This is a genomic window from Pseudomonas palmensis, assembly GCF_017848315.1.
GTDB classification, from domain to species: domain Bacteria; phylum Pseudomonadota; class Gammaproteobacteria; order Pseudomonadales; family Pseudomonadaceae; genus Aquipseudomonas; species Aquipseudomonas palmensis.
Window position 1 is genome coordinate 16,092 of record NZ_JAFKEC010000033.1, and the last position, 24,984, is coordinate 41,075.

Sequence of the window (24,984 nt, forward strand, 5' to 3'; positions counted from 1 at the left end):
GGGTGGTCTACTGTCCTTTAGGGTTTTGTGGCGGGTCAAGCCTACCCGCATCGACATTGATTTGAATAACCAATCAATCCATCAAAAAAACAAAATTAACAAATGAGTGGCCAAGGGCGAAGATGGCCCCAGACGCTCTCCGACGACCCTCGTCGGTTCTACAACTACAAAAGGCGAATCAGCATGGCCGGACTGGACAAGCGCGTAGCGACCTATGAAGAGGCCCTCGAAGGCCTTGCCGACAACATGACCGTACTGGCAGGCGGCTTCGGCCTGTGCGGCATCCCTGAAAACCTCATTGCCGAGATCAAGCGCCGTGGCGTGCGCGGCCTGACCGTGGTGTCCAACAACTGCGGCGTCGACGGCTTCGGCCTGGGCGTGCTGCTCGAAGACCACCAGATCCGCAAGATGGTCGCCTCGTATGTGGGCGAAAACGCCGAGTTCGAGCGTCAGCTGCTCAGCGGCGAGCTGGAAGTGGAACTTACCCCGCAAGGCACCCTGGCCGAGAAGATGCGCGCCGGCGGCGCCGGCATCCCGGCCTTCTTCACCGCCACCGGCTACGGCACCCCGGTGGCCGAAGGCAAGGAAGTGCGCGAATTCAACGGGCGCAAGTACATCCTCGAAGAAGCCATCACCGGTGACTTCGCCATCGTCAAGGGCTGGAAGGCCGACCACTACGGCAACGTGGTGTACCGCAACACCGCGCAGAACTTCAACCCGCTGGCCGCCACCGCCGGCAGGATCACCGTGGTGGAGGTCGAGGAGATCGTCGAGCCAGGCGTGCTGCTGCCTACCGAGATCCATACCCCGGGCATCTACGTCGACCGGGTCATCGTCGGCACGTTCGAGAAGCGTATCGAAAAACGCACCGTCAAAGCCTGACCCGACCCCGCGCAGAACAACAAAGAGAACCTGAGCATGGCACTTACCCGCGAACAAATGGCACAACGTGTAGCCCGTGAACTCAAGGACGGCTACTACGTCAACCTTGGCATCGGCATCCCGACCCTGGTGGCCAACTACGTCCCGGCGGATATGGACGTGATGCTGCAATCGGAGAACGGCCTGCTGGGCATGGGGGAATTCCCCACCGAAGCGCAGCTGGACGCCGACATGATCAACGCCGGCAAGCAGACCGTGACCGCCCGCACCGGCGCGTCGATCTTCAACTCGGCCGAGTCCTTCGCGATGATCCGTGGCGGCCACGTCGACCTCACCGTGCTGGGGGCGTTCGAGGTGGACGTGGAGGGCAACATCGCCTCCTGGATGATCCCGGGCAAACTGGTCAAGGGCATGGGCGGGGCGATGGACCTGGTGGCCGGTGCCGAGAACATCATCGTCACCATGACCCATGCCTCCAAGGACGGCGAGTCCAAGCTGCTGTCGCGTTGCAGCCTGCCGCTGACCGGTGCCGGCTGCATCCGCAAGGTGCTGACCGACCTGGCCTATCTTGAGATCGAGAATGGCGCGTTCATCCTGCGCGAGACAGCGCCGGGGGTGAGCGTGGAAGAGATCGTCGCCAAGACCGCCGGCAAGCTGATCGTGGCCGATGATGTGAAAGAGATGACGTTCTAGGCTGATAACCGCCTTGCCTGTGCTGGCCTCTTCGCCGGCAAGGCCGGCTCCTGCAGGGAACCACGCATTCCTGTGCAGGAGCCGGCCTTGCCGGCGAAGGGGCCTTCAGCCGTTCAAAAAAAATCAATAAGAAGGAAAATCCCGTGGCCGCCGAACTCCAAGACAGCCGCTCCGCCCGCTTTGCCCTGCGTTGCTCCAACTGGGCCGAACGCTGGTTCCCCGACTCCTGGGTGTTCGCCGCCCTGGCCGTGGTGCTGGTGTCACTGGCCGCCCTGGCCATGGGCGCCAAACCCCTCGATACCGCCACCGCCTTCGGTGACGGGTTCTGGAGCCTGATCCCCTTCACCATGCAGATGGCCTTCGTGGTCATCGGCGGCTATGTGGTGGCCAGCTCGCCGCCGGCGGTGAAACTCATCGACCGCCTGGCGCGCATTCCGAAGAACGGCCGTTCGGCCGTGTGCTGGGTGGCGCTGATATCGATGGTCGCCTCGCTGCTCAACTGGGGCCTGTCGCTGGTGTTCGGCGGCCTGCTGGTACGCGCCCTGGCGCGCCGTACCGACCTGAAGATGGACTACCGCGCCGCCGGTGCCGCCGCCTACCTGGGCCTGGGCGCCGTATGGGCCCTGGGCCTGTCCTCGTCGGCCGCGCAGCTGCAAGCCAACCCGGCCAGCCTGCCGCCGTCGATCCTGGCGATCACCGGGGTGATCCCGTTCACCGAAACCATCTTCCTCTGGCAGTCGGGCGTGATGCTGGCGGCGCTGGTCATCGTGTCGCTGATCGTGGCCTACGCCACTGCACCCGGCCCGCAGAGTGCCCGCGATGCCCAGGCCTGTGGCATCGACCCCAGCTTCAGCGCACCACCACCGGCGCAGCGCACGCGCCCGGGTGAATGGCTGGAATACAGCCCGGTGCTGACCCTGCTGCTGGTGGCCCTGGCGGCTGGCTGGCTGTACCACGAGTTCTCGACCAAGCCGGCCATCACCGCGATCTCGGGGCTCAATACCTACAACTTTCTGTTCATCATGCTCGGCGCCTTGCTGCACTGGCGCCCGCGCAGCTTCCTGGATGCGGTGAGCCGTGCGGTGCCGACCACCACCGGGGTACTGATCCAGTTCCCGCTGTACGGCTCGATCGCGGCCATCCTCACCCAGGTCAAGGGCGTGGACGCGCAAACCCTGGCGCACCATATCTCCACCTTCTTCGTGCAGATCGCCTCGCATGACACCTACGCCTTGCTGATGGGCGTGTACTCCGCGGTGCTGGGCTTCTTCATTCCCTCCGGTGGCGGCAAGTGGATCATCGAGGCGCCCTACGTGATGCTGGTGGCCAACGACCTGCAGTACCACCTGGGCTGGGCGGTGCAGATCTACAACGCCGCCGAGGCGCTGCCCAACCTGATCAACCCGTTCTACATGCTGCCGCTGCTGGGCGTGCTGGGGCTCAAGGCGCGCGACCTGATCGGCTTCTCGTTCGTGCAGTTGCTGGTGCACGTGCCGCTGGTGCTGTTCTTGCTCTGGGCGCTGGGCACCACGTTGCAGTACACGCCACCTGTGATGCCTTAGCGCATCCGGCGGGTAAAAAAGGCGATCTTCGGATCGCCTTTTTCATGCCTAAATTAAATCGATAAGCATTCGTATTAAGGGTGATCCGATGATGTCCCGCTGTGTATTTCTAAACGGAATTTCCCGTCGTAAAACAAGGAGAAGGCCGCGATGTTCGCGCCGATTACCCGTTCCATGACGTTGACACTGGGCCTGTACGGCACCGCCTGCAGCGCCGTCGCACTGGCTGACAACGAACCCCTGCCCGACGCCGCCCCCCAGGCGCTGGAGCTGGGTTCGACCAACGTGAGTGCCCAGGGCCTGGGCAGCACCACCGAAAACACCGGGGCCTACACCACCGGCAGCATGAGCACCGCAACCCGCCTGAACCTGTCGATCAAGGACACCCCGCAGTCGATGTCGGTGCTGACCCGCCAGCAGCTGGACGACTTCCAGCTCGACAACCTCTCCGAAGCCATGGGCCAGGTGACGGGCGTGGTGGTGCAGCGCAACGACTCCGAGCGCCCCACCTACAACTCGCGCGGCTATGCCATCGACAACTTCCAGATCGACGGCATGCTCAACACCTTCGCGGGGCTCAAGTCCGACTCGGACACCATCATCTACGACCGCATCGAAGTGGTGCGTGGCGCCACCGGGCTGACCACCGGCGCCGGCGACCCGTCGGGCACCATCAACATGATGCGCAAGCGCCCCACCCATGAGCTGGCGGTGAAAACCGGCCTGCGTGGCGGCAGCTACGACAACTACTACAGCTATGTCGACGTGGGCGGGCCGCTGGCCTTCGACGGCCGTCTGCGCGGGCGCAGCGTGCTGGCCTACCGCGATGCCCATTCGTTTCGCGACCGCTACCAGACCCAGCGCGAGGTGGCCTACGGCATTCTCGAGGGCGACCTGAGCGACGACACCGTGCTGGCGGTGGGGTACGACTACCAGAACAAGCATGTACAGGGTGCCTCGTGGGGCACCGTGCCGTACTGGAACGCCTCCGGTGGCAAGGCCAAGCTGCCGCGTTCGAACAACATCTCGGCGCCGTGGAGTTCATGGCCGCTCAAGGACGAGACCGTGTTCGCCACCCTCGACCAGCGCCTGGGCGGCGACTGGCACCTCAAGGCCGCCTACACCTACCGCCAGAGCGAAACCGACGGCAAGGTGTACTTCGGTGGCCAGGGCTTCCCCGAGGCCGACCGCAGCGGCATGAATGCCTGGGTCAGCCACTTCATCGGCGACGAGAAAATGAGCGCCGCCGACCTCAACCTGGGCGGGCCCTTTGCGCTGCTGGGGCGCGAGCACGAATTCATGATCGGCTATGGCGAGTCGCAGCGGCGCAACAGCGCGCCGCTCAAGCGGCCCCTGGACCTGCCGCCCGGCTACACGACCATCCCCGACTGGAAGTACCTGGGCGGGGTAGACAAGTTCGCCGATACCGTGACCAACCTGGATGGTTCGCGCGATACCACGCAGCAGAAGGCCGGCTATGTCGCCACCCGGCTGAACGTGACCGATGCACTGCACCTGGTGCTGGGCAGCCGCTACGGCAGCTGGAAGGTCACGGGGCGCTCATGGGCATTCGATGCGGCGGGGCAGGTGGTGGAGAACCCGCGCTCAAGCCGCACCCACAATGACGTGTGGACACCCTATGCGGGCGTTCTGTACGACATCACCGACCACTACACCGTGTACGCCAGCTACACCGACATCTTCAAGCCGCAGAACTACAAGGATGTCGACGACAAGTACCTGGAACCGGTGGTGGGCAGCAACTACGAGGTGGGCCTGAAGGGCAGCCTGCTGGACGAGCGCCTGAACCTGTCGACGGCGGTGTTTCGCAGCAAGCAGGACAACGTGGCCGAGGTGGACGATTCCATTCCGGTAGGGCCCAACGGCGAGCAGTATTACAAGTCCGGCGGCAAGGGCAATACCGTGGAGGGCTTCGAGGCGGAGGTCGCTGGCGAGGTGATGGCGGGGTGGAACATGACCCTGGGCTACAGCTACACCCACTCGCTGGATGCCGAGCACAAGCGGCGCAACACCACCCAGCCGTTGAACATGGTGCGCTGGAACAGCACCTACAGGGTGATGGACAGGTTGACCGTGGGTGGGTCGGTGGATTGGCAGAGCGACATCTACCGCAGCGGCAATCGTCCGGTGGGGCGAGGCAGCGATGGCCGGATCATCACGGCGCCGGCTGACATTCGCCAGCGGTCCTACACGGTGGTGGGGTTGATCTCCCGTTACGAGTTCGACGAACACCTGTCGGCGTCCTTGAACGTGAAGAACCTGCTGGATACCAGGTACTACAACAACGTGGGGTTCTACAACGGGGTGTACTGGGGGGATCCGCGCACGCTGACGGTGAGCCTGGATTGGCGGTTGTAGCGCCCTGAAGCCGAGCCAACAGGGCTGGCGATGCATGCCCTGTTGGCCGTGGCAATCCCGTGCGCCGAGGCAGTGAGAAGGCCTTACCCCATCTGTTCGAGCAACCCGCGCAACCGCTCACGCCCGGCGTCATCCAGCCCGAATACCGGCCTGCGCGGCTCGCCCACCTCCAGCCCGGTCAACGCCAACCCTGCCTTCACCGTCGCCGGCAAGCCGCCCTTGAGGATGAACTCCAGCAATGGCAACTGCCGGTAGAACAGCGCTCGCGCCGCCTCAAGGTCGTTACCCAGCACGGCCTGGTACAGCTGCTGGTTGAGCGCCGGAATCAGGTTGGCTGCCGCCGTGCACCAGCCCGTGGCACCGGCCACGAACGCTTCCAGGGCCAACGGGTTGCAGCCGTTGTAGAACGGCACCTGGCCTTCGCCCAACTGCTGCAGCTTGTGCATGCGCTGGATGTCGCCGGTACTCTCCTTGACCATGGTCACGTTCTCGACCTGGCGCACGATGCGCATGATCAGCTCCACCGACAGGTCGGTGCCGCTGGTGGCCGGGTTGTTGTAGAGCATGATCGGCACGCCGATGCAGTCGCCGATGCTCTGGTAGTGCTGCAGGATCTCGGCCTCGCTCAGCTTCCAGTAGGCCGCCGGCAATACCATCACCGCATCTGCCCCATGGGCCTCGGCAAAGCGCGCACGGCGCATGGCGCTGGCGGTGGTCAGGTCCGAGACGCTGACAATGGTCGGTACCCGCCCGCCAATGTGCGCCAGGCTGAACTCGGCCACCTGGTCCCACTCGCGGTCGCTCAGGTAGGCGCCTTCGCCCGTGCTGCCCAGGGGTGCGATGGCCTGTACGCCACCTTCGATCAGCCGATCGATTGAGCGGCCCAGGGCCGCCAGGTCGAGCTGGGTGCCGTCGGCGCTGAACGGGGTGATGGTGTAGCCGATGATGCCGTGAAAAGTCGTGGACATGAAAAACACTCCGCAGAAAACAGGTTCAGTTCAGGCAATCGGCATGCTGACGCAGGCACTGCCGGGCATAGTAGGCGAACGCCGCGCCGTGGCGCTTGGGGCGGGCGATCCAGTCGTGCGCTTCGCGCCCCAGCACCGGCTCGATGGGCTTGATCTGGCCGGCTGACATCGCCAGCAACTGCAGGCGCGCCGCGCGCTCGATCAACTGCGCGATCACACAGGCTTCCTCGATGCTGGCGCCGGTCGACAGCTGGCCGTGGTGCGAGAGCAGGATGGCGCGCTTGTCGCCCAGCGCCGCGCTGATCAGCTCGCCTTCCTCGTTGCCCACCGGCACCCCGGGCCAGCCTTCGAGAAACGCGCAGTCCTCGTACAGCGGGCAGAGGTCCATGTGCGACACCTGCAACGGTACCTCGAGCATCGACAGCGCGGCGATGTGGGTCGGGTGGGTGTGGATGATGCAGTTCACATCCGGGCGTGCGCGGTACACCCAGCTGTGAAAGCGGTTGGCCGGGTTGGGCATGCCGCTGCCTTCGAGCACCTCCAGGTCCTCGTTGACCAATAGCAGGTTGCTGGCGGTGATTTCATCGAAGCCCAGCCCTAGTTGCTGGGTGTAGAAGGTGCCCGGTTGCGGGCCGCGGGCACTGATCTGCCCGGCCAGGCCGGAGTCGTGGCCGTTGTCGAACAGGATTCGGCAGGTCAGCGCCAGCTTTTCACGCACAGTCCACGTATTATCGGCAAGCGAGCCCTGCATCTGTTCCAGGGCCTGCTTGACCAGTTGGTCCTTGGGGAGTGCTAATGTCTTGGCCATTGGGGTTTCCTCGGTGGCGGATCGGACGTCAGGGCTGGCCCGCCCCGGTTGCTTGGAAGGTGAGCGGGGTGGTCAACCTCATGACACAAACAAGGCTATATGACACAAAGTGTCATTGGCAAGGGAAAGGTTGCCCATTGCACCGGGAATAGCGGCGTTAAATGTCTATCCGATTGAAAGTATTAAGAAAAAAACTTGGGCTGACGCTTGAGACGCTGGCCGAGAAAACGGCCATGACCAAGAGCTACCTGTCCAAGGTGGAGCGGGGTCTGAACACCCCTTCGATTGCGGCGGCGCTGAAACTGGCGCGGGCGTTGAACGTGAACGTGGAAGAACTGTTCGCCGAAGACCAGCCTGCGCAGGCGCGCTACAGCCTGGTACGCCGGGGTGAACGCCAGGCGTTGTCCGGCAGCGCCGAAGGGCCGGGCTACGCGGTGCTGGCCCAGCATATCGGCCAGCGCAGCCTGCTGCCGTTCATCATCTGCCCGCCGGCGGACTTCAGCGACTCGACGTTCAAGGAGCACCTGGGCGAAGAGTTCCTGTTCGTGCACGAAGGGCAGGTGGAGGTGGACTTCATGCACGAGCGGGTGTTGCTCGAGCGCGGCGATGCGCTGCACTTCAATGCCCAGACACCGCACCGGCTACGCTCGGTCGGGGCGGTGCAGGCGCAGTTGCTGGTGGTGGTGCACGACGCCGACTCGCCGGTTTAACCGGGCTGTCGAATGAACGCCACCGGCACGTGGGCCGTCAGCCATACGCCATTGTCGGCCTGGAAGAACGCCAGGCCCTGGGCGTGCATTGCCGCTGCATCGATGTGCAGCAGTACCGGTGAACCGTAACGCTGGCCGACCGCAATGGCCGTTTCGGGGTCGTGGGACAGGTGCACGTGGTGACGGTTGCCGGCGATCAGGCCCTGTTGGGCAATCGAGTCGAGAAAGCGCGTTGCCGTACCGTGGTACAGCTCGGCAGGCGGCGCCTTGGGCGCGTACTGGAGCTCGACCGTCGCTGTCGAGTGCCCCTGTACGGCGCGAATCCTGCGGCCATCGTCCGACAGGCCGAAGCGTTTCTTGTCGCTGCTGGCCACCACCGCCTGCAGGTGCGTCAGGTCCAGCGCGCGGCCCTGGCGAGCGGCGCCGGCAATCAGTGCATCGACATCGCCCCAGCCTTCGCTGTCCAGTTGCAGATCGATGGATTCGGGGGCGTGACGCAGCACGTAGCTGAGAAATTTGCTGGTTTCGGTGAAGTGCTTGCTGCTCATGCGGGCCTTCCTTGAACGGTCTGCGCGGCAGCTTATCAGGGCGCGCGAGTGACGACGAGCGGTGCGCAAGGGGCAGTGGCACGCCTTGAAGCCTGATAGAGTGCGGGTTGTTCCACTGCCCACAGGCCCGCACGCGATGACCACCACCTCGTATTTCTGGCGTGACCCGGCGTTGCCCTTCATCGAGGCGCGCGGGGTCGCAGACGGTCGCAAGGTCTGCTATGCGCGCCATTCCCATGCCGGGTTCTCCATCGGTGCGATCACTGCCGGGCGCAGCTCCTACCTCAGCGGGCACACCTGGCGCGAGGTCGAGACCGGCACGGTGGTGATGATGAACCCCGGTGTGGTGCATGCCTGCAACCCGATCGCCGACCAGCCGTGGTCGTACCTGATGTTGTACGTGGACATGCCGTGGCTGACCCGCCTTGGCTTCGCACCGGTCGCTGCCACCCTGAGTACCGCCCCGGCCCTGTTCGAGGCCCTGTTGCAGCTGTACGACATGCTCATCGACAACCAGCGTGGCGCGGCGTGCAAGGCGGCGGCTGCCGAAGCGTTCTTCGGCGACCTGCGCCAGCAGCTGGAGGCAGCGCCACCGCCGCTGGCCAGGCCGGATGCGCGCCTGGAGCGGGCGGCGGCATTCATTCGCGCACATTGCACCGAACCGCTCAAGCTCGAAGACATCAGCCAGGCGGCCGGCTTGTCCACCTCGTATCTGATCCGCACCTTCAAGCAGCATTACGGCCTGACCCCGCACGGCTTTGTGCTGGACTGCCGCGTGCAGTACGCCCGCGCCCAGTTGCGTCAAGGCCGGCTGATCGCCGAGGTGGCGCTGGAGGCCGGGTTTGCCGACCAGGCGCATCTGCAACGGGCATTCAAGCAGCACCTGGCTGCGACGCCCGGGCATTACCGCTCAGCCTAGGCGCTGTACGAAAAGCCTTGATACTCGGTGATGCTGGGTTGAAAACAGCCTGACCTTCGTCTTTTTCATACAGACCCCTGCATCAGGTACAGCGCACTCAGCACCAGCAGGGCGGCCAGGCTGCGATTGAACAGGCGCAGGCGCCGCGGGTTGTCGAGGTAGCTGCGGATCAGGCTGCCGGCCAGCGCCCAGCAGCCCAGCGAGAGGTAGCAGATCACCAGGTAGATCAGGCTGAACTGGCCCAGCAGGGCGGTTTCGCCCTGGCCCACGAAGGCGCCGATGCCCGCCACGCAGGCTAGCCAGGCCTTGGGGTTGAGCCATTGCATGGCAGCGCCGCGCAGCAGGCTGGGTGCGTGGGTATCACGCCCTTCACCGAGCGCGCCGTCGTCGCGGGCCAGCTTCCACGCCATGTACAGCAGAAACAGCACCCCGGCCCAGTGCAGGGCAACGGCAAGGCCTGGCCAGTGGCGCAGCACCTCGTGCAGGCCCAGGCCGATCAGTACCAGCAGCAGTATGAACCCCAGGGTGGCACCGGTAACGTGGCGCATGGCCGGGCGCAAGCCATGCCGTGCGCCGGCGCCCAGGGCAACGATGTTGACCGGGCCAGGGGAAATGGAGGCGGCCAGGGCGAAGGCGGCCATGGAAAGGCTGAGGCTCATGCGGCAGATCCTTGAGGGGGAGGGTGCAGCGAGGGTAGGCGGGAAGGTCGGTGGGGTATTGAAGGAAATTGCCCTGTGCCGCAGCGGGTGTTTTGCCACAGATTGAAATAATTTCACGCTGTGAGAAAAGTCAGCTGAAATTGTAGGATCACCGTCCCTAATTGACCCAAGGTTGATATGACTTCGTTCTCGGAGCCTCCCAGTACCCGGCCGTCCTGGCCATCCTCCCTTTCCCGTCCCCGTGACGTTTCCCGCCTGAGTACCTGCCCATGGAATGGCTAGCCGACCCCACGGCCTGGCTGGGCCTTGCCACGCTGATCGTGCTTGAGCTGGTACTGGGTATCGACAACCTGGTGTTCATCGCGATTCTCGCCGACAAGCTGCCGCCCCATCAGCGCGACCGCGCGCGGGTGATCGGCCTGTCGCTGGCGCTGATCATGCGCCTGGGCCTGCTGGCCAGCATCTCGTGGATGGTGACGCTGACCGCACCGCTGTTCGAGGTGTTCGACAAGAGCTTCTCGGGCCGTGACCTGATCATGCTGTTCGGCGGTGTGTTCCTGCTGTTCAAGGCCACCATGGAGTTGCACGAGCGTCTCGAAGGGCATGTCGCCCACCATCAGGGCCCGGCGCGCCATTCGGCGTTCTGGCCGATCGTGGCGCAGATCGTGGTACTCGATGCAGTGTTCTCGCTGGACGCGGTGATTACCGCCGTGGGCATGGTCGAGCACCTGTCGATCATGATGATCGCGGTGATCTTCTCCATCGGCATCATGATCGTCGCGAGCAAGCCGCTGACCCGCTTCGTCAACGCCCACCCCACGGTGATCATGCTGTGCCTGGGCTTTCTGATGATGATCGGCTTCAGCCTCACCGCCGAGGGCCTGGGCTTTCATATACCCAAGGGGTACCTGTACGCGGCAATCGGCTTCTCGATCCTGATCGAGCTGTTCAACCAGCTGGCCCGCGCCCGGCGCAAGCGCAGCCTGCAACAGCACCGGCCATTGCGCGAGCGCACCGCCCACGCGGTGATGCGCATGCTGGGCGGGCGCCGGTTGCAGGCCGACGAGGTGGGTGAGGACATCGCCGACCTGGTCGAGGATGGCGATGAACAGGTGCTGTTCGACCGCCGCGAACGGGTGATGATCAGCGGCGTGCTGAACCTGGCCGAACGCCCCATCAGAACGCTGATGACGGTGCGCGCCAAAGTCGACTTCATCGACCTGGCGCAACCGCCGGAGGCGATCCGTACCGCGCTGATGCATTCGTCCTACTCGCGCCTGCCGCTGATTCGCCAGGGGCGGGTGGAGGAGCCGCTGGGCTTCGTGCACAAGAAGGAGCTGCTCAGGGAGCTGCTGGCCGGTCACGAGCCGGATCTGGAGCGCCTGGCGCGCACGCCGCTGAACCTGCTGGAGAGTTTCAGCATCTTCAACGCGCTGGAGCAGATGCGCAGCCAGTCGACCCACATCGCCTTCGTGGTCAACGAATTCGGCGACTTCACCGGCGTGCTGACCATGACCGATATCCTCGAGTCCATCGCCGGCGAGCTGCCCGATGCCAGTGAAGTCGAAGGGCCGGGCATCGTGCAGGCGCCGGACGGCTACCTGGTCAACGGCGCGCTGAACCTGCGCCAGATCCAGGCGCAGATCGGCTTTGCGGCCAAGCCCACCGAGGACTACCAGACCCTCGCCGGCCTGGTCATGAGCCTGCTCGACCGCCTGCCGCGGGTGGGCGATCAACTGACCTGGGGCGACTGGCTGATGACCGTCGAGGCCGTGCAGGAGCGCCGGGTGCGGCAGGTACGGCTTACACCGAACGCCGCCGCTGACGCAGCAGGTGCCTGACCCCCTCGAGCACCAGCACCACCACTGCCAGCCAGATCGGCAGGTAGGTCAGCCACTGGTCCGGGGCGATGCTCTCGCCCAGGATCAGGGCCACCGCCACCAGCAGCACCGGTTCCACATAGCTGAGCAGGCCGAACAGGCTGAACGCCAGCAGACGGCTGGCCATCACGTAGGTGACCAGCGCCAGGGCGCTGATCACGCCCAGGATCGGGATCAGCACATAGAGCTGCGGGTGGGCCAGCAGGTCGGCTGCGCTCAGCGGGCCCTGCACGATGAAGTACACCGAGGGCGGCATCATCAGGCACATGTCGGCCCACAGCCCGCCCAGGTGATCGGTGCGCAACTTGCGCCGCAAGATGAAGTAGAACGGGTAGCCGCCGGCCACCAGCAGGGTTTCCCAGGCGAACGAGCCATGGCGTATCAGTTCATGCCCCACCCCCACCACGGCGCAGGCCACGGCGACCTTCTGCAGGCGTGACAGGCGCTCGCCATACACCACCCGCCCGGTCAGCACCATGGTCAGCGGCAGCAGGAAGTACCCCAGCGATACCTCCATGCTGCGCCCGTGCAGCGGTGCCCACAGGAACACCCACAGCTGCAGCCCCATCAATGTCGAGGTACCCACCAGCCCCAGCAACAGCAGCGGGTTGCGCCGGATGCGCTGCAGTACGCCGATTGCCAGTGGCCAGTCCTTGGACAGCAGCATGAACAGCGTGATGCACGGCAGGGTCAGCAGCATGCGCCAACCGAAGATTTCCTCGCCGTCGAGGGGGGTGAGCAAGGAGGTGTAGTAGTACATCAGGGCGAACAGACACGACGCCATGACCGATGAAACGATGCCTCTGGACAAGGGGGCCTCGGGAGCACGAAGGGGTAGGGAAGTGGTGAGCGCGCATGATCTCAGGGGCGCGTCACCTGGGCAACCGGCTGTGTGCCCAATGCAGCCACGAACTCGGCCAACGGCATCGGCCGGGCGAACAGGTAGCCCTGCTGGAAGTCCACCCGGTGCCGGGCCAGGTAGTCGCGCTGGGCGATGGTCTCCACGCCCTCGGCGACGATGCCCAGGCCCAGCTTGCCCGACAGCTCGATGATGCTGTCGAGGATATGCAGCGACAGGGCATCGACGCCGATCATGGCCACGAAGCTCTGGTCGATCTTCAGGTAGTCGACCTTGAACTGGCGCAGGTAGCCCAGGCTCGACTGGCCGGTGCCGAAGTCATCGATGGCGATCATCACCCCCAGGGCCTGCAGCCTTGCGAACAGTTGCTCGGTGGTGTCGCTGGGTACCACCAGCTTGCGCTCGGTCAGCTCCAGGGTCAGGATCACCCGGCCAGGCGGGAAGGCGGCGAGAAAATCGCGGCAGTCGTCATACAGGGCCATGTCCTGGCAGTGATCGGCAGTGATGTTGATGCCCACATGAAAGCCGTCGCCAAAACTCTGGGCGTGGGGCGCCAGGCCTTCGGCCACGCGCTGCATCAGGCGCCGGGTCATGGGCACGATCTGGCCGCTGTGCTCGGCATAGGGAATGAACAGGTCAGGGCGCACCATGCCTTCGCGCGGGTGCTGCCAGCGCATCAGCACCTCGGCGCCGGCCCAGCGGTAGTCACCCTCGCGCACCACCGGCTGGAAGTACGGGATGAACTCGTCGGCCTCCAGTGCCCGTTGCAGCTCCACCCGTGGCGAACTGGCCCTGCGCAGCTGCCAGCGGCAGGCCGCGCCGGCCATCACGCCCAGCAGGGTCACCAGGCCGAACAGCCCCGGGTACTCGGCGCGCATCAGGCGCCAGGGTTCGCCAGCGGCATAACCGCTGTGCACCGAAAAACGATAGCGCTGCGAGGCCTGCTGCGTCGGCGCCACGGCAAACACCGGGGGCGGGCCCTGGTGCACCACGCCGTCTTCGCCCATCCAGTTGGGGCCTACCTGCAGCACCAGGGTGGTGCCCTGGTCGAGCAGCTCCAGGGCGCTGCTCAGGTGGTCGCCATCGACGGTGGTGATGGCGCCGTCGTTGCCCTTGCTGAGCCGGTAGGCCAGCAGTGCATGGCCGGGCGTCACCGAGTTGCCGTTCATCAGCCACAGGCTGCCATCGACATAGTCCTTGGCATCCACCGGCTCGCTGAAGTTGCCAAAAAGCGAACTGCAGTACAGGTCATTGTCACGAAACAGGTTGCTGGAGCGCACGAACGAGCCGCGTGTCACCTGTTCGCGCAGGGCCAGCGTGGCCTCTGCGCAGGGTTGGCGGGTCAGGGGCAGCAGGGCCTGGGCGGCGCCGGCGATGTTGTCGAGGATGCGTTCGAAGTGCCCGGTGACCAGGGCGGCCGTGTTCGCGGCCCTGGCCTCGAGCTCACGCTGGGCCTGCCAGTGCATGATCAGCACGCCGGACACCACCGGTATCGCCCCCACCAGCCATGGCAGCAGGGCTCGCAGGGTCCAGCGACCGGGGCGTTTTTTCGTGAGGGGCATGGTGTCTACCTGTGCGGGATGAGCGCGGATGATTTCAAGGGCAGGGTTTCCCTGGTACCCCTGAGCGCACAGCATAGCCGTTCATCGGCCCGTATACAGCTGAGGCGTCAGCCTGATGTACTGCAGGGGAGGCTGCCGCTGTCGGCAGGCCCGGGCACTAAAGTACTTACAATTTTTCTTACGCCCTGTAGAATCGCGTTACGCATACAATAATAAGGTCCTTCGCCACTGGAGGATCAGACGGCCGAGAATAGGTCCCATATGAAGTGTCATGGGTTCAAACTGATTTATGGTGACTACCTCGCCCGCAGTGTGAGGGGCATCTCCTGCGCGCCGCCACGTTCGCTCCACATCGACAGCAAGCTACCCCTGTGATTTGAACGCTTTGATGATGAGGAAACGAACATGGCAGATATCTTCGAAAACCCGATGGGCCTGATGGGCTTCGAGTTCATTGAACTGGCCGCACCTGTCCCGGGTACCCTGGAGCCGATCTTCCAGATCATGGGCTTCACCAAGGTCGCCAGCCACCGCTCCAAGGACGTGCACCTGTACCGTCAGGGCGGCATCAACCTGATCCTGAACAACGAACCCAAGAGCGTGGCGTCCTACTTTGCCGCCGAGCATGGTCCGTCGGTGTGCGGCATGGCCTTCCGTGTGCGCAATGCCCATGAAGCCTATGCTCGTGCCCTGGAGCTGGGTGCCCAGCCGGTCGAGATCGAGACCGGGCCGATGGAACTGCGCCTGCCGGCGATCAAGGGTATCGGCGGCGCGCCGCTGTACCTGATCGACCGTTTCGAGGAAGGCAGCTCGATCTACGACATCGACTTCAAGTGGATCGAAGGCGTGGACCGCAACCCGGTCGGCGCCGGCCTCAAGATCATCGACCACCTGACCCACAACGTGTATCGCGGGCGCATGGCCTACTGGGCCGGCTTCTACGAGAAGCTGTTCAACTTCCGCGAGATCCGCTACTTCGACATCAAGGGTGAGTACACCGGCCTGACCTCCAAGGCCATGACCGCCCCCGACGCGATGATCCGTATCCCGCTGAACGAGGAGTCCTCCAAGGGCGCCGGCCAGATCGAAGAGTTCCTGATGCAGTTCAACGGCGAGGGCATCCAGCACGTCGCCTTCCTCACCGACGACCTGATCAAGAGCTGGGACGCGCTGAAAAAGCTCGGCATGCGTTTCATGACCGCACCGCCGGACACCTACTACGAAATGCTCGAAGGCCGTCTGCCGAACCACGGCGAGCCGGTGGGCGAGCTGCAGTCGCGGGGCATTCTGCTGGACGGCTCGTCCGAGGCGGGCGACAAGCGCCTGCTGCTGCAGATCTTCTCCGAAACCCTGATGGGCCCGGTGTTCTTCGAGTTCATCCAGCGCAAGGGTGACGACGGCTTCGGCGAGGGCAACTTCAAGGCCCTGTTCGAATCCATCGAGCGCGACCAGGTTCGCCGCGGTGTACTGACCGCCGAATAAACGCGGCGCGTATGCAAAAAGGCCATCGAGCATGCCTCGATGGCCTTTTTTTGTGCCTGCGCCGGCCTCAACCGTAACGACGCACCGACGGCGCGCGGCGGTTGCGAAACAGCGTCCAGTACACCGCTGCCGAGGTCATGACACCCACCAGCAGCAACGACGGGATGATGGCCTGGGCGTTGGACAGCATCGCCTGCCAGATATGGCCGTCCGGGTAGCCGCCATGGATGGTGTACCCGTAACTGGCGGACAGCACGCGGACATGCTGTTCGGAGTGATCGGGCAGCACGTCGTCGAAGGTGCTGCCCTCGCTCCACAGGTAATCGTCACCGAACTGCAGCACCAGGTTGGCGCTGGCCTTTACCCGCTGCATCGTGGCTTGCAGGGTCTTGGCGTCGACCAGGGCCAGCACGCCGAGCGGGTACTCCTGCAGGCGGTAATACAGGATGGCCGAGTCCGGGGTCACATCGTTGCCCGGCTCCAGGCGCAGGCGCTGGTTGAAGAAGCTGCCCGGGTCGACCAGCAGTTGGTACTCGCCGTGCACCGTGCTGCAGTAGGCCCGGTTCTCGCGCACCAGCACCAGCGAGCGCAGCTCGGGGCGCATCACCACTTCGGTACGCAGGCTGGGCAGGGCCCGCGGGCAGGGGAAGTCCGCCAGGTTGAGCACCTTGTTGCTGGCATTGTGCAGCGAGTCGAGGATGCGATCGATGTCCTGCTGGGTGTGCTGGATCGAGACCAGGGTCGACTCGGCCAGCATCTTTTCCACCTGCCAGCTCATGATCAACAGGCCGCACCCCACAGGGGTCAGGCCGATCAACAGGATGACCAGCAGTTCCAGCAGCACACGGCCAGCGCGAAATTTGTGACGGGGCATGATTCACCTATGTTGACAGAGCGGGCCGCAGGGGCGCGCGGGCATCTTGAGCGGATGCCGTTCAGCATAAGTGAGGGGCGTAGTTTGCCCTTGTAAGACGCGACGACATTGGCCGTGCTATTCGTCGACACTCCGGGGGGCTAGCCTGCCTTCGATGCGGCCAGTACTGCCAGCACCTGGCGTGCGACAGCGGCCGAGGAGGCGGGGTTCTGCCCGGTGATCAGGCGCCCCTCGCGCTGGTCGCGCACCACGTATTCCTGCCAGGGGTCCTCGGCCTTGCTGTACAGGCCACCGCGCGCGGCCAGTTCGTTCTCGGTCAGAAACGGCACCACCTTGTCCAGTTCGACCAGTTGTTCCTCGACGTTGGAGAACCCGGTAACCTCGCGGTCCTTGAGCAGCAGGGTGTTGTCACTGAGCTTGATGTTGAGCAGGCCGACCGCGCCATGGCACACCGAGGCCACCACGCCGCCGGCCTCGAAGATCTGGCGCGCCAAGCCCTGCAATGCCGTGTTGTCGGGGAAGTCCCAGATCACCCCGTGGCCGCCGGTGAAATAGATCGCGTGGTAGTCCTGCGCCTTGACCTGGTCAGGGGCCAGGGTGGCGCCCAGGCGGTTCATGAACGCCTTGTCGTCGTACCACTGCCAATCCAGGTCCGGGGCCATGCTCAGGCTGTGCGGGTCGATCGGCACGTAGCCGCCGGCGGGGCTCACATAGTCCACCTTGTAGCCGGCCTTCTCGATCACCGCAACGAAGTGCACGGCTTCGCCCAGCCACAGCCCGGTGGCGCGCTTGAGGCTCGGATACCTGGCGGTATTGGTCAGCACTACCAGTACTTTCTTGCTCATTGCAGCGTTCCTCTGGTGATCGGGCGCGGGGAGGGGTGGGGCGAAGCAAACCTATAGAGCATAGTCGCGGCCGCAAAACCCGCCATCGCCCAGGGCGTTGTGCTAGTTTCCACCCATACAGCCGCTGTCACAGGAGTCACCGCCATCATGTCCACACACACCGATCCGTTCATGCAGGCCGCCATCGACGAAGCGCGGAAGAGCCTGGCAGAAGGTGGCATTCCCATCGGCTCGGTGATCGTGCACCAGGGCAGGATCATCGGACGCGGCCACAACCGCCGGGTGCAACAGGGCAGCGCGATACTGCATGGTGAAATGAGCGCGCTCGAAGATGCCGGGCGCCAGCCCGCCAGCGTGTACGCCGACGCCACCCTCTATACCACCCTGTCACCCTGCGCCATGTGCAGCGGCGCCATCCTGCTGTACGGCATCAAGCAGGTGGTGATCGGCGAGCACCACACCTTCCTGGGCGAGGAGGACCTGCTGCAGAGCCGTGGCGTGAACCTGCAGGTGCTGCATGACGCCACCTGTACCGGCCTGATGCGCAGATTCATCGAGGACCACCCCCAGCTCTGGAACGAAGATATCGGCGAGCAGTCCGAGCCTTGAGCCCCAAGGAAGCGCACCCGATCATGCACACCCCCCACTCTGAAGCGGCCCCGAACCTGTCGGGCGGCATGAGCGATGCGGTACGCCAGTTCGACTGGAGCCGCACCGCCCTGGGGCCGGCGCCGCAATGGCAGGCTTCGCTGCGCATCGCCGTGGACATGCTGCTGGCTTCCAAGTTTCCGGGTTGCCTGGTGTGGGGCCCCGAGCTGATCAGCATCCACAACGACGCGTTCGTACCCTTGCTCGGCGCCAAGCCGGCGCCGCTGGGCAAGCCGCTGAGCGTGATCTGGAGCGACGTGTGGGACGATATCAGCGCCCTGGCGCAGCGGGCCTACGCCGGCGAAGCGGTGTTCATGGAAAACTTCGCGCTCGATACCGACCGCAACGGGGACGTGGAGCGGGCGTACTTCACCTTCTGCTACAGCCCGGTGCGCGACGAGTCCGGCCAGGTGGCGGGCTTTCTGAACACCGTGTTCGAAACCACCGAGACGGTCAGAAACGAGCAGGTGTGGCGCGAACGCGCCGATGCCTTCGAACAGAAGATCATGGAGCAGACCGCAGACCACGAGCGCATCTGGGAGCTGTCCAGCGACATCATGATGCTGGTGCGCGAAGACCTGCAGATCTACGCCATCAATGCCTGCGGTCGCGAGCTGCTGGGCTGGGACGATTCGTTCATCGGCAGGCCGGTGCTGGAGCTGTGCCATGTCGACGACCGGCCGGGCATCGAAGCGGTGCACCAGCAACTGCGGGCCGGGCAGACCGTGCAGGGCTTCAAGTGCCGCTACCGTCACCGCGACGGCCACTACCGCTGGTTCAACTGGTCGATCGTGCCCAGCACCGGCATCTATACCGCCATCGGCCACGACATCACCCTGGACCAGGAGCGCGCCGCGGCCCTGGTGCAAGCCGAGGAACTGCTGCGCCAGAGCCAGAAGATGGATGCCGTGGGCCAGTTGACCGCCGGCATGGCGCACGACTTCAACAACCTGCTGACCGGCATCAGCGGCAGCCTGGAAATGATCGAGCGGCGTATCGGCAGTGGTCAGCTGGACGGCCTGGATCGCTACATCGCCGCCGCCAAGGAGGCGTCCCAGCGCGCGGCGGTGCTCACCCACCGCCTGCTGGCATTCGCCCGGCGCCAGCCCCTCGACCCGCGCCCGGCAGACCTCAATGCCCTGGTGCACGGCATGGACGCCCTGATCCGCCAGACCCTGGGCCCGGACATCGCCCTGCAGCTGAAGGTCGAGCCGCAGCTGTGGCGCACCCTGGTGGACGCCAACCAGCTGGAAAACGCCTTGCTCAACCTGTGCATCAACGCACGCGATGCGATGCGCGCCGGCGGGCGCCTGACCATCAGTACCGGCAATGAACGCTACGATGCCCGGGTCGCAGGCAGGGACGGCCTGCCCCCTGGCGACTACTGCTCGCTGACGGTCGAGGACGATGGCCAGGGCATGAGCCCCCAGGTGATGGAGCGCGCCTTCGAACCCTTCTTCACCACCAAGCCCGTGGGCCAGGGCACCGGCCTGGGCCTGTCGATGGTGTACGGTTTCGTGCGTCAGTCGGGCGGGCGGGTGTGGATCGAGGCGTCCGATACCGGCGGCACCCGCATCAGGCTGGTGCTGCCACGCTACTGTGGCGCCGACAGCCAGTCTGCGGCCAGCGTACCGGTGCCGGCCAAGGCCAGCGTGCCGGGCAAGGGGCGGATCCTGCTGATCGATGACGAACCGACCCTGCGCATGCTGATCAAGGAGGTGCTGCAACAGGAAGGCTACGACGTGATCGAGGCCGTGGATGGCCGTTCAGGCCTGGCGGCGTGCCTGGCCGGCCCGCCGGTCGACCTGCTGATCACCGACATCGGCCTGCCCGGCGGTTTCAGTGGGCGCCAGGTGGCCAGCGAGGTGCGCCGGCACAACCCGCAGCAGAACATACTGTTCATCACCGGCTACACCGACGAAGCCATCGCCCAGCGCGACACCCTCGAGGCGGGGGTGGAACTGCTGACCAAGCCGTTCCCGCTGGACCGCCTGCAGCGCAAGGTCAAGGCCATGCTTCAGCGCGCCGAGTCGCGCGGGCCGGGGGCCGGCACGCCGGCGCCCTGACTGGCCACGCGCTCCAGCAGCAGGTAGACGACGCAGGCCACCAGCAGCGGCAGCAGAAAGTACAGTACGCGGTAGGCAATCAGCGCCGCCAGCAGGGTGCCCTTGGCGTACTGGCCCTGCAGCAGGGTGATGAACACCGTCTCCAGCACCCCCAGGCCTGCCGGAATATGCGTGATCACCCCGGCAATGCTGCTGATCATCAGCACCCCGACGATGCTCGGGTAGCCCACCTTGTCCGGCAGCAGGGTGTAGATCACCAGCCCCATCAGCAGCCAGTTGCATGCCCCCATGACGGCCTGCAGCAGTGCCAGGCGGATGCCCGGCAGCGTGAGCACCTGCCCGCGCACCTGCCAGCTGCGGCGCCTGGCGAACGCGCAGGCGCCCAGGTAGGCCGCAGCGGCCAGCAGCATCAGCACACCGATCACGCGCAGCCCGCCGGTGCCGATCTCCATCCCCGCCGGCAGGCGCGGCAGGCCACAGGCGAACAGGCTGCCGGCCACCAGCAGGTAGCCCAGCCAGTTGGTCACCAGGCCCAGCCCGAGCAGGCGGCTGATGGTCGGTACATCCAGGCCCAGGCGCGAATACAGGCGATAGCGCAGGGCAACCCCGCCCACCCAGGCACTGAGGTTCAGGTTGAACGCGTAGCACACGAAGGCCAGCGGCACGACCTGGCGCGCCGGCAGCTGGTGGCCGGTGTAGCGCCGCCCCAGCAGGTCATAGCAGCTGAACAGCACGAAGCTGCACGCCGCAATCGCCCCGCCCAGCAGCAACACCCCGGGCGGGTAGGACACCAGGGCGTGACGCACCTCGCCCCAGTCCTGGTTGCGCAGCAACATGAACAGCAATGTCGGTATCAGGATGAAGAACGCCAGGGTCAGGGCCCGGCGCGCCCATTGCCAGTGTGTGCCGGAAAGCTTCATGACAGCGGCTCCTGGAGCGCCGCTGGCGGCTGCAGCGGCTTGAGCCGGGGCTGGTGCGCAGGCAGCCAGCCGACGATGGCCGGGAACAGCCGGGTGAAGTGGAACGCCATGAAGATCAGCGGCGCGCGCCACCAGTAGCCGCGCAGCACCCGTTGCAGGGTCACCGGCTTGCATTGGCTGTGGGCCAGCGCCTGCAGGTGCTCGCCCAGCAGCTGGTTGAAGGCCTGGTCGCGGATCACCAGGTTGGCCTCGAGGTTCAGCGACAGGCTCAGCGGGTCGAGGTTGCTCGACCCAACCGTGGACCACTCGCGGTCCACCACCGCGACCTTGCCGTGCAGCGGGCGCTCGCAGTACTCGTGAATGCGCACGCCGTCGCGCAGCAGGTAGTTGTAGAGCATGCGCGAGCACAGCCGCACCAGCGGCATGTCGGGCATGCCCTGCAGGATCAGGGTGACGTCCACGCCACGCCGGGCCGCATTGCGCAGGGCCCGCAGCATCCGGTAGCCGGGGAAGAAATAGGCGTTGGCGATGATGATCCGTTCGCGCGCGGTGACGATGGCGCGCATGTAGTGCTGCTCGATGTCGGTGGGGTGCTCGGCGTTGTCGCGGATGCACAGGCACATGCGCGCCTGCACGCTGTCGGCACTGATCGGCGGCGCCCGGCGCCACCAGCCCCGGGGCCGCACAGGGCGGGCGCGCTGGGCGTCGAGCAGGGTCAGGGTGGCCTGCTGCAGGTCGGCCACGATCGGCCCCCGTACCCGCACGGCGTAGTCCTGCTTGGCCATCGGCCCGAAGTCGGCCAGGTGGTCGGCGCTGTAGTTGATTCCGCCGACAAAGGCAGTGTGCCCGTCGATCACCAGGATCTTGCGGTGCAGGCGGCGGAACAGGTTGGTGCGCAGCCCCAGCCGCCGCGGGCTCGGGTCGAACGCCTGCAGGTGCACACCGGCCTGGCTCAGCGCCAGCAGAAAGGCGTTGCTCAGGTCGGCGGTGCCATAACCGTCCACCAGCACCTCCACCTGCACGCCGCGTTGCGCTGCCTCGATCAATACCTGTTGCAGCTGCTTGCCGACCTTGTCTTCGAAAATGATGAAGGTCTCCAGCAGCACCTGCTCCCTGGCATTGGCAATCGCCTCGAAGGCGGCCGGGAAGTACGCCTCGCCATTGATCAGCAATTGCACCTCGTTATCCTCGCGCCAGTCGGCCTTCATAGCAGTACCTCCACGAACAGCGGCAAGTGGTCTGACAGGTGCGACCAGGGTTTGCGCCCCATCACCCGGGGTTGCCGGGCCTGGGCGTTGCGCACATAGATACGGTCCAGGCACAGCAGCGGCCAGCGCGCCGGAAAGCTGCGTGCGGGGCGCCCGTGGGCCTGGGTGAACACCTCCACCAGGCCGCAGCCGGCCAGGTGCTGGTCGGCGCGCTGGCGCCAGTCATTGAAGTCGCCCGCCACGATCACCGGCGCCTCGGCGGGCAGGCTGTCCAGCAGCCGGCACAGCAGGCGCAACTGCTTGACGCGCTGGCGCTCGTCCAGCCCCAGGTGCGCACACACGGTGTGCAGCGGACGCTGGCCGGGAACATCGAGCACGGCGTGGAGCAGGCCGCGGCGCTCGCTGCCGGTCACGCTCACATCGAGGTTTTCGTAATGCCGGATGGCGAACTTGGACAGCAGCGCATTGCCGTGCTCGCCGTCCGGGTACACCGCGTTGCGCCCGTAGGCGTACTGCGGCCACAGGCTGTCGGCCAGGAACTCGTACTGCGGCACGTGGGACCAGTCCGGGTGGCGACTGGCATGGCCACGGTGGCTGCCCAGCACCTCCTGCAGAAACACCAGGTCGGCGTCCTGGCTGCGCACGGCCTCGCGTAGCTCGGGCAGCACATAACGCCGGTTGAACGCGCTGAAGCCCTTGTGCACATTCACCGTAAGCACCCGCACGGCGTGCTCGGTGACCTGCCGGCCGGCCACCGGCGGGGGCTGGGGCAGGCTCATGGGGCGTTGCCCGGGCCGAGCATCTGCGCCACCTTGCGCGTCAGCTGGGTGAACTTGAATGGCTTGTTGATCATCTGCATGCCCGGGTCGAGAAAGCCCCGGCACGAGGTGGCGTTTTCGGCATAGCCGGTGATGAACAGCACCTTCAGCCCCGGGCGCAGCTTGCGCGCGATCTCCGCCAGCTGGCGCCCGTTCATCCCCGGCAGCCCCACATCGCTGATCAGCAGGTCGATCGGCCGGTCGGAGCGCAGAACCGACAGTGCCAGGCTGGCGTCGGCCACCTCGCAGCACTGGTAGCCCTGCTCGGCGAGGGTCTCGTGGACCAGCTGGCGCACCGTGTGGTCGTCCTCCACGATCAGCACGCGGTTGCTGCCATTGGCCTCCGGCGGCGGGCCGGGGGCGGGCGCTGGCGCGCCCTGTACATCCCCCACATGACGCGGCAGGTAGAGCTCGACCTGGGTGCCATGGCCGATGCTGCTGTACAGCGCCACGTGCCCCTGGGACTGGCGACTGAAGCCATACACCATCGACAGGCCCAGCCCCGTGCCCTGGCCGATGGGCTTGGTGGTGAAGAAGGGGTCGAAGGCGCGGTCCACGCTGCTTTGCGGCATGCCGCAGCCGTTGTCGTGCACGCTCAGCAGTACATAGTCGCCGCTGGCCAGCGGATGCCCGCCAGGCAACGGCTTGCCCTGGCGACGGTTGCCGGCGTGGATGCGCAGCTCACCGCCGTTGGGCATGGCATCACGGGCGTTGCTCAGCAGGTTGTCGATGGCTTCGCGCAACTGCTGCGCGTCCACCTCGATGTGCCACAGGTCGGCGTCGAGGCTGACCTGCAGGTCGATCTGCGGGGTCAGCAGGGCGCGCAGCTGGTCGCCGTCCAGCAGGCTGGCCAGGCTGACCGGGCCCGCATCCAGCGGCTGACGGCTGGAGAATGCCAGCAGCCGATGGGTCATGCTGGCGGCGCGCTGCACCGCCCCCAGGCTCATGTCGATAAGCTTGGGCAGGTCTTCCTGGCGGCCCTGGGCAAGGCGCCGGCGGATCAGCTCCACGCTGCCGCCGATGCCGGTAAGCAGGTTGTTGAAGTCGTGGGCCACACCGCCGGCCAACTGGCCGATGGCTTCCATCTTCTGCGTGTGGCGCAGCTGTTGTTCGTCTTCGCGCAGGTGGCGCAGTTGCTCTTCCACCCGCTGCTCCAGGTCCTGCAGGCGGGCCGCGCTGTACTGGGCCTGGTACTGGCGACGGCGCGCGCGCAGCGAAGCGTGGGTCAGGGCCAGCAGGCCGCTGGGCTGGAACGGGCATGCCAGCAGGAACAGGTTGCCCAGCGCCGTGTGCAGGTCGGCGTCCGGCGCCCGGGCCGGGCTGGTCAGCAGCACCACCGGCAGGTCCGACCAGGCGGGCTGGGTACGCAGGTAGTTGTGCACGGGCGACTGCACGAAGCCGCCCAGGGACTCGTCGGCGATGATGGCCAGCCCCGCGCCCTGGCCCAGGGCATCGGCCATCTCGTCCAGGTCGCGGGTGGCCAGCGCTTGTATGCCGGCTTCGTCGAACAGGTTCAGCGCCAGGCGGCTGAGGGTGGGCGGGGCAAGTATCAGTGCGCGTTCGCCGTTTGGCACCGAATTGTTCACGGGCGATCTCCTTTGATAACGCACAGCCAGGCGATTGCCTTTTTATCCATGCACTATCACTGGACACGCCACTTTCGGCGGGGTTCAAAACGCTTGCGGGAGCCCGGA

At 65.5% G+C, this 24,984-nt stretch carries 22 protein-coding genes; 10 read left to right on the forward strand and 12 right to left on the reverse strand.

The window, feature by feature from the left end; translation table 11 throughout:
- Positions 1 to 183 precede the first annotated feature (183 nt).
- The 4 genes from JZZ72_RS17160 to JZZ72_RS17175 all read left to right on the forward strand — a co-directional run bounded on the left by JZZ72_RS17160 (position 184) and on the right by JZZ72_RS17175 (position 5,516).
- Entirely contained in the window at positions 184 to 882 is a 699-nt protein-coding gene (locus JZZ72_RS17160) for a CoA transferase subunit A (protein ID WP_104573085.1), read from the forward strand.
- Positions 883 to 918: 36 nt separating this feature from the next.
- Positions 919 to 1,575, forward strand: a complete 657-nt coding sequence (locus tag JZZ72_RS17165; RefSeq protein WP_054915387.1) for a CoA transferase subunit B — start codon at positions 919 to 921, stop codon at positions 1,573 to 1,575.
- Positions 1,576 to 1,718: 143 nt separating this feature from the next.
- Complete coding sequence (locus JZZ72_RS17170; RefSeq protein ID WP_104573086.1) at positions 1,719 to 3,137, forward strand: short-chain fatty acid transporter; 1,419 nt, start codon at positions 1,719 to 1,721, stop codon at positions 3,135 to 3,137.
- A gap of 150 nt (positions 3,138 to 3,287) precedes the next feature.
- Positions 3,288 to 5,516, forward strand: coding sequence for a TonB-dependent siderophore receptor (locus JZZ72_RS17175; protein WP_210014754.1), 2,229 nt, complete (start codon positions 3,288 to 3,290; stop codon positions 5,514 to 5,516).
- 83 nt (positions 5,517 to 5,599) lie between these two features.
- Here JZZ72_RS17175 and JZZ72_RS17180 read toward each other — a convergent pair whose 3' ends face one another.
- A complete protein-coding gene (locus JZZ72_RS17180) occupies positions 5,600 to 6,484 on the reverse strand; it encodes a dihydrodipicolinate synthase family protein (protein WP_100633914.1) in 885 nt (294 codons plus the stop codon).
- A 25-nt stretch (positions 6,485 to 6,509) separates the two neighbouring features.
- Positions 6,510 to 7,292: an aldolase gene (locus JZZ72_RS17185; RefSeq protein WP_043862936.1), complete on the reverse strand. Its 783-nt coding sequence runs from the start codon at positions 7,290 to 7,292 to the stop codon at positions 6,510 to 6,512.
- Between the two features lie 161 nt (positions 7,293 to 7,453).
- Here JZZ72_RS17185 and JZZ72_RS17190 point away from each other — a divergent pair, with 161 nt between their 5' ends.
- On the forward strand, positions 7,454 to 8,002 hold the full coding sequence (locus tag JZZ72_RS17190; protein WP_043862935.1) for a helix-turn-helix domain-containing protein: 549 nt from the start codon (positions 7,454 to 7,456) through the stop codon (positions 8,000 to 8,002).
- Here the strand turns inward: JZZ72_RS17190 and JZZ72_RS17195 are convergent.
- Positions 7,999 to 8,550, reverse strand: a complete 552-nt coding sequence (locus JZZ72_RS17195; protein ID WP_058540670.1) for an RNA 2'-phosphotransferase — start codon at positions 8,548 to 8,550, stop codon at positions 7,999 to 8,001. The two genes, JZZ72_RS17190 and JZZ72_RS17195, sit on opposite strands and share 4 nt — an antisense overlap.
- Positions 8,551 to 8,686: 136 nt before the next feature.
- Here JZZ72_RS17195 and JZZ72_RS17200 point away from each other — a divergent pair, with 136 nt between their 5' ends.
- A complete protein-coding gene (locus tag JZZ72_RS17200; protein ID WP_058540671.1) occupies positions 8,687 to 9,469 on the forward strand; it encodes an AraC family transcriptional regulator in 783 nt (260 codons plus the stop codon).
- A gap of 65 nt (positions 9,470 to 9,534) precedes the next feature.
- Here the strand turns inward: JZZ72_RS17200 and JZZ72_RS17205 are convergent, their stop codons facing one another.
- Positions 9,535 to 10,128, reverse strand: a complete 594-nt coding sequence (locus JZZ72_RS17205) for a LysE family translocator (RefSeq protein WP_058540672.1) — start codon at positions 10,126 to 10,128, stop codon at positions 9,535 to 9,537.
- A gap of 269 nt (positions 10,129 to 10,397) precedes the next feature.
- On the opposite strand from JZZ72_RS17205, the gene JZZ72_RS17210 reads away from it, so the two are divergent.
- Positions 10,398 to 11,969, forward strand: coding sequence for a TerC family protein (locus JZZ72_RS17210; protein WP_210014755.1), 1,572 nt, complete (start codon positions 10,398 to 10,400; stop codon positions 11,967 to 11,969).
- Here the strand turns inward: JZZ72_RS17210 and rarD are convergent.
- Positions 11,932 to 12,819 (reverse strand): EamA family transporter RarD, encoded by an 888-nt coding sequence (gene rarD, locus JZZ72_RS17215; RefSeq protein WP_043862930.1) that lies wholly within the window; start codon positions 12,817 to 12,819, stop codon positions 11,932 to 11,934. The genes JZZ72_RS17210 and rarD overlap by 38 nt on opposite strands.
- 50 nt (positions 12,820 to 12,869) lie before the next feature.
- On the reverse strand, positions 12,870 to 14,429 hold the full coding sequence (locus JZZ72_RS17220; RefSeq protein WP_058540674.1) for an EAL domain-containing protein: 1,560 nt from the start codon (positions 14,427 to 14,429) through the stop codon (positions 12,870 to 12,872).
- Positions 14,430 to 14,834: 405 nt separating this feature from the next.
- Here JZZ72_RS17220 and hppD point away from each other — a divergent pair, with 405 nt between their 5' ends.
- On the forward strand, positions 14,835 to 15,911 hold the full coding sequence (gene hppD / locus JZZ72_RS17225) for a 4-hydroxyphenylpyruvate dioxygenase (protein WP_054915379.1): 1,077 nt from the start codon (positions 14,835 to 14,837) through the stop codon (positions 15,909 to 15,911).
- Between the two features lie 67 nt (positions 15,912 to 15,978).
- On the opposite strand, the gene JZZ72_RS17230 is transcribed toward hppD, so the two are convergent.
- Together JZZ72_RS17230 and JZZ72_RS17235 are read right to left on the reverse strand one after the other, a co-directional pair.
- On the reverse strand, positions 15,979 to 16,785 hold the full coding sequence (locus tag JZZ72_RS17230; RefSeq protein ID WP_043862927.1) for a CSS-motif domain-containing protein: 807 nt from the start codon (positions 16,783 to 16,785) through the stop codon (positions 15,979 to 15,981).
- Positions 16,786 to 16,925: 140 nt separating this feature from the next.
- Positions 16,926 to 17,630: a type 1 glutamine amidotransferase domain-containing protein gene (locus JZZ72_RS17235; protein WP_043862926.1), complete on the reverse strand. Its 705-nt coding sequence runs from the start codon at positions 17,628 to 17,630 to the stop codon at positions 16,926 to 16,928.
- 147 nt (positions 17,631 to 17,777) lie between these two features.
- On the opposite strand from JZZ72_RS17235, the gene JZZ72_RS17240 reads away from it, so the two are divergent.
- Both JZZ72_RS17240 and JZZ72_RS17245 read left to right on the forward strand, forming a co-directional pair.
- The gene (locus JZZ72_RS17240) at positions 17,778 to 18,239 is read left to right on the forward strand and encodes a nucleoside deaminase (protein WP_229589252.1); all 462 of its coding nucleotides are present in this window, start codon (positions 17,778 to 17,780) and stop codon (positions 18,237 to 18,239) included.
- A 23-nt stretch (positions 18,240 to 18,262) separates the two neighbouring features.
- Positions 18,263 to 20,344 carry an ATP-binding protein gene (locus JZZ72_RS17245; protein WP_058540719.1) on the forward strand — a complete coding sequence of 694 codons (2,082 nt, stop codon included), beginning with the start codon at positions 18,263 to 18,265 and terminating at the stop codon, positions 20,342 to 20,344.
- Here JZZ72_RS17245 and JZZ72_RS17250 read toward each other — a convergent pair.
- Genes JZZ72_RS17250 through JZZ72_RS17265 form a run of 4 tightly spaced genes read right to left on the reverse strand, consistent with a single transcriptional unit; the run spans position 20,296 to position 24,876 of the window.
- Positions 20,296 to 21,264: a lysylphosphatidylglycerol synthase domain-containing protein gene (locus JZZ72_RS17250; RefSeq protein ID WP_058540675.1), complete on the reverse strand. Its 969-nt coding sequence runs from the start codon at positions 21,262 to 21,264 to the stop codon at positions 20,296 to 20,298. The genes JZZ72_RS17245 and JZZ72_RS17250 overlap by 49 nt on opposite strands.
- A complete protein-coding gene (gene clsB / locus JZZ72_RS17255; RefSeq protein WP_054915377.1) occupies positions 21,261 to 22,472 on the reverse strand; it encodes a cardiolipin synthase ClsB in 1,212 nt (403 codons plus the stop codon). The genes JZZ72_RS17250 and clsB overlap by 4 nt, the downstream gene beginning before the upstream one ends.
- Positions 22,469 to 23,251, reverse strand: coding sequence for an endonuclease/exonuclease/phosphatase family protein (locus tag JZZ72_RS17260; RefSeq protein ID WP_043862922.1), 783 nt, complete (start codon positions 23,249 to 23,251; stop codon positions 22,469 to 22,471). Before JZZ72_RS17260 ends, clsB begins: the two co-directional genes overlap by 4 nt.
- The gene (locus tag JZZ72_RS17265) at positions 23,248 to 24,876 is read right to left on the reverse strand and encodes a response regulator (RefSeq protein ID WP_088515376.1); all 1,629 of its coding nucleotides are present in this window, start codon (positions 24,874 to 24,876) and stop codon (positions 23,248 to 23,250) included. The genes JZZ72_RS17260 and JZZ72_RS17265 overlap by 4 nt, the downstream gene beginning before the upstream one ends.
- Between the last annotated feature and the right edge of the window lie 108 nt (positions 24,877 to 24,984).

What these genes read in the sequence shown, in the direction of transcription:
- clsB (WP_054915377.1), bottom strand. Translation starts at nt 22,472, where the DNA reads ATGAAGGCCGACTGGCGCGAGGATAACGAGGTGCAATTGCTGATCAAT.
- JZZ72_RS17195 (WP_058540670.1), bottom strand. Translation starts at nt 8,550, where the DNA reads ATGAGCAGCAAGCACTTCACCGAAACCAGCAAATTTCTCAGCTACGTG.
- JZZ72_RS17230 (WP_043862927.1), bottom strand. Translation starts at nt 16,785, where the DNA reads ATGCCCCGTCACAAATTTCGCGCTGGCCGTGTGCTGCTGGAACTGCTG.
- hppD (WP_054915379.1), top strand. Translation starts at nt 14,835, where the DNA reads ATGGCAGATATCTTCGAAAACCCGATGGGCCTGATGGGCTTCGAGTTC.
- JZZ72_RS17190 (WP_043862935.1), top strand. Translation starts at nt 7,454, where the DNA reads ATGTCTATCCGATTGAAAGTATTAAGAAAAAAACTTGGGCTGACGCTT.
- JZZ72_RS17235 (WP_043862926.1), bottom strand. Translation starts at nt 17,630, where the DNA reads ATGAGCAAGAAAGTACTGGTAGTGCTGACCAATACCGCCAGGTATCCG.
- JZZ72_RS17180 (WP_100633914.1), bottom strand. Translation starts at nt 6,484, where the DNA reads ATGTCCACGACTTTTCACGGCATCATCGGCTACACCATCACCCCGTTC.
- JZZ72_RS17210 (WP_210014755.1), top strand. Translation starts at nt 10,398, where the DNA reads ATGGAATGGCTAGCCGACCCCACGGCCTGGCTGGGCCTTGCCACGCTG.
- JZZ72_RS17240 (WP_229589252.1), top strand. Translation starts at nt 17,778, where the DNA reads ATGTCCACACACACCGATCCGTTCATGCAGGCCGCCATCGACGAAGCG.
- JZZ72_RS17220 (WP_058540674.1), bottom strand. Translation starts at nt 14,429, where the DNA reads ATGCCCCTCACGAAAAAACGCCCCGGTCGCTGGACCCTGCGAGCCCTG.
- JZZ72_RS17200 (WP_058540671.1), top strand. Translation starts at nt 8,687, where the DNA reads ATGACCACCACCTCGTATTTCTGGCGTGACCCGGCGTTGCCCTTCATC.
- JZZ72_RS17185 (WP_043862936.1), bottom strand. Translation starts at nt 7,292, where the DNA reads ATGGCCAAGACATTAGCACTCCCCAAGGACCAACTGGTCAAGCAGGCC.
- JZZ72_RS17245 (WP_058540719.1), top strand. Translation starts at nt 18,263, where the DNA reads ATGCACACCCCCCACTCTGAAGCGGCCCCGAACCTGTCGGGCGGCATG.
- JZZ72_RS17250 (WP_058540675.1), bottom strand. Translation starts at nt 21,264, where the DNA reads ATGAAGCTTTCCGGCACACACTGGCAATGGGCGCGCCGGGCCCTGACC.
- JZZ72_RS17260 (WP_043862922.1), bottom strand. Translation starts at nt 23,251, where the DNA reads ATGAGCCTGCCCCAGCCCCCGCCGGTGGCCGGCCGGCAGGTCACCGAG.
- JZZ72_RS17175 (WP_210014754.1), top strand. Translation starts at nt 3,288, where the DNA reads ATGTTCGCGCCGATTACCCGTTCCATGACGTTGACACTGGGCCTGTAC.
- JZZ72_RS17160 (WP_104573085.1), top strand. Translation starts at nt 184, where the DNA reads ATGGCCGGACTGGACAAGCGCGTAGCGACCTATGAAGAGGCCCTCGAA.
- JZZ72_RS17205 (WP_058540672.1), bottom strand. Translation starts at nt 10,128, where the DNA reads ATGAGCCTCAGCCTTTCCATGGCCGCCTTCGCCCTGGCCGCCTCCATT.
- JZZ72_RS17165 (WP_054915387.1), top strand. Translation starts at nt 919, where the DNA reads ATGGCACTTACCCGCGAACAAATGGCACAACGTGTAGCCCGTGAACTC.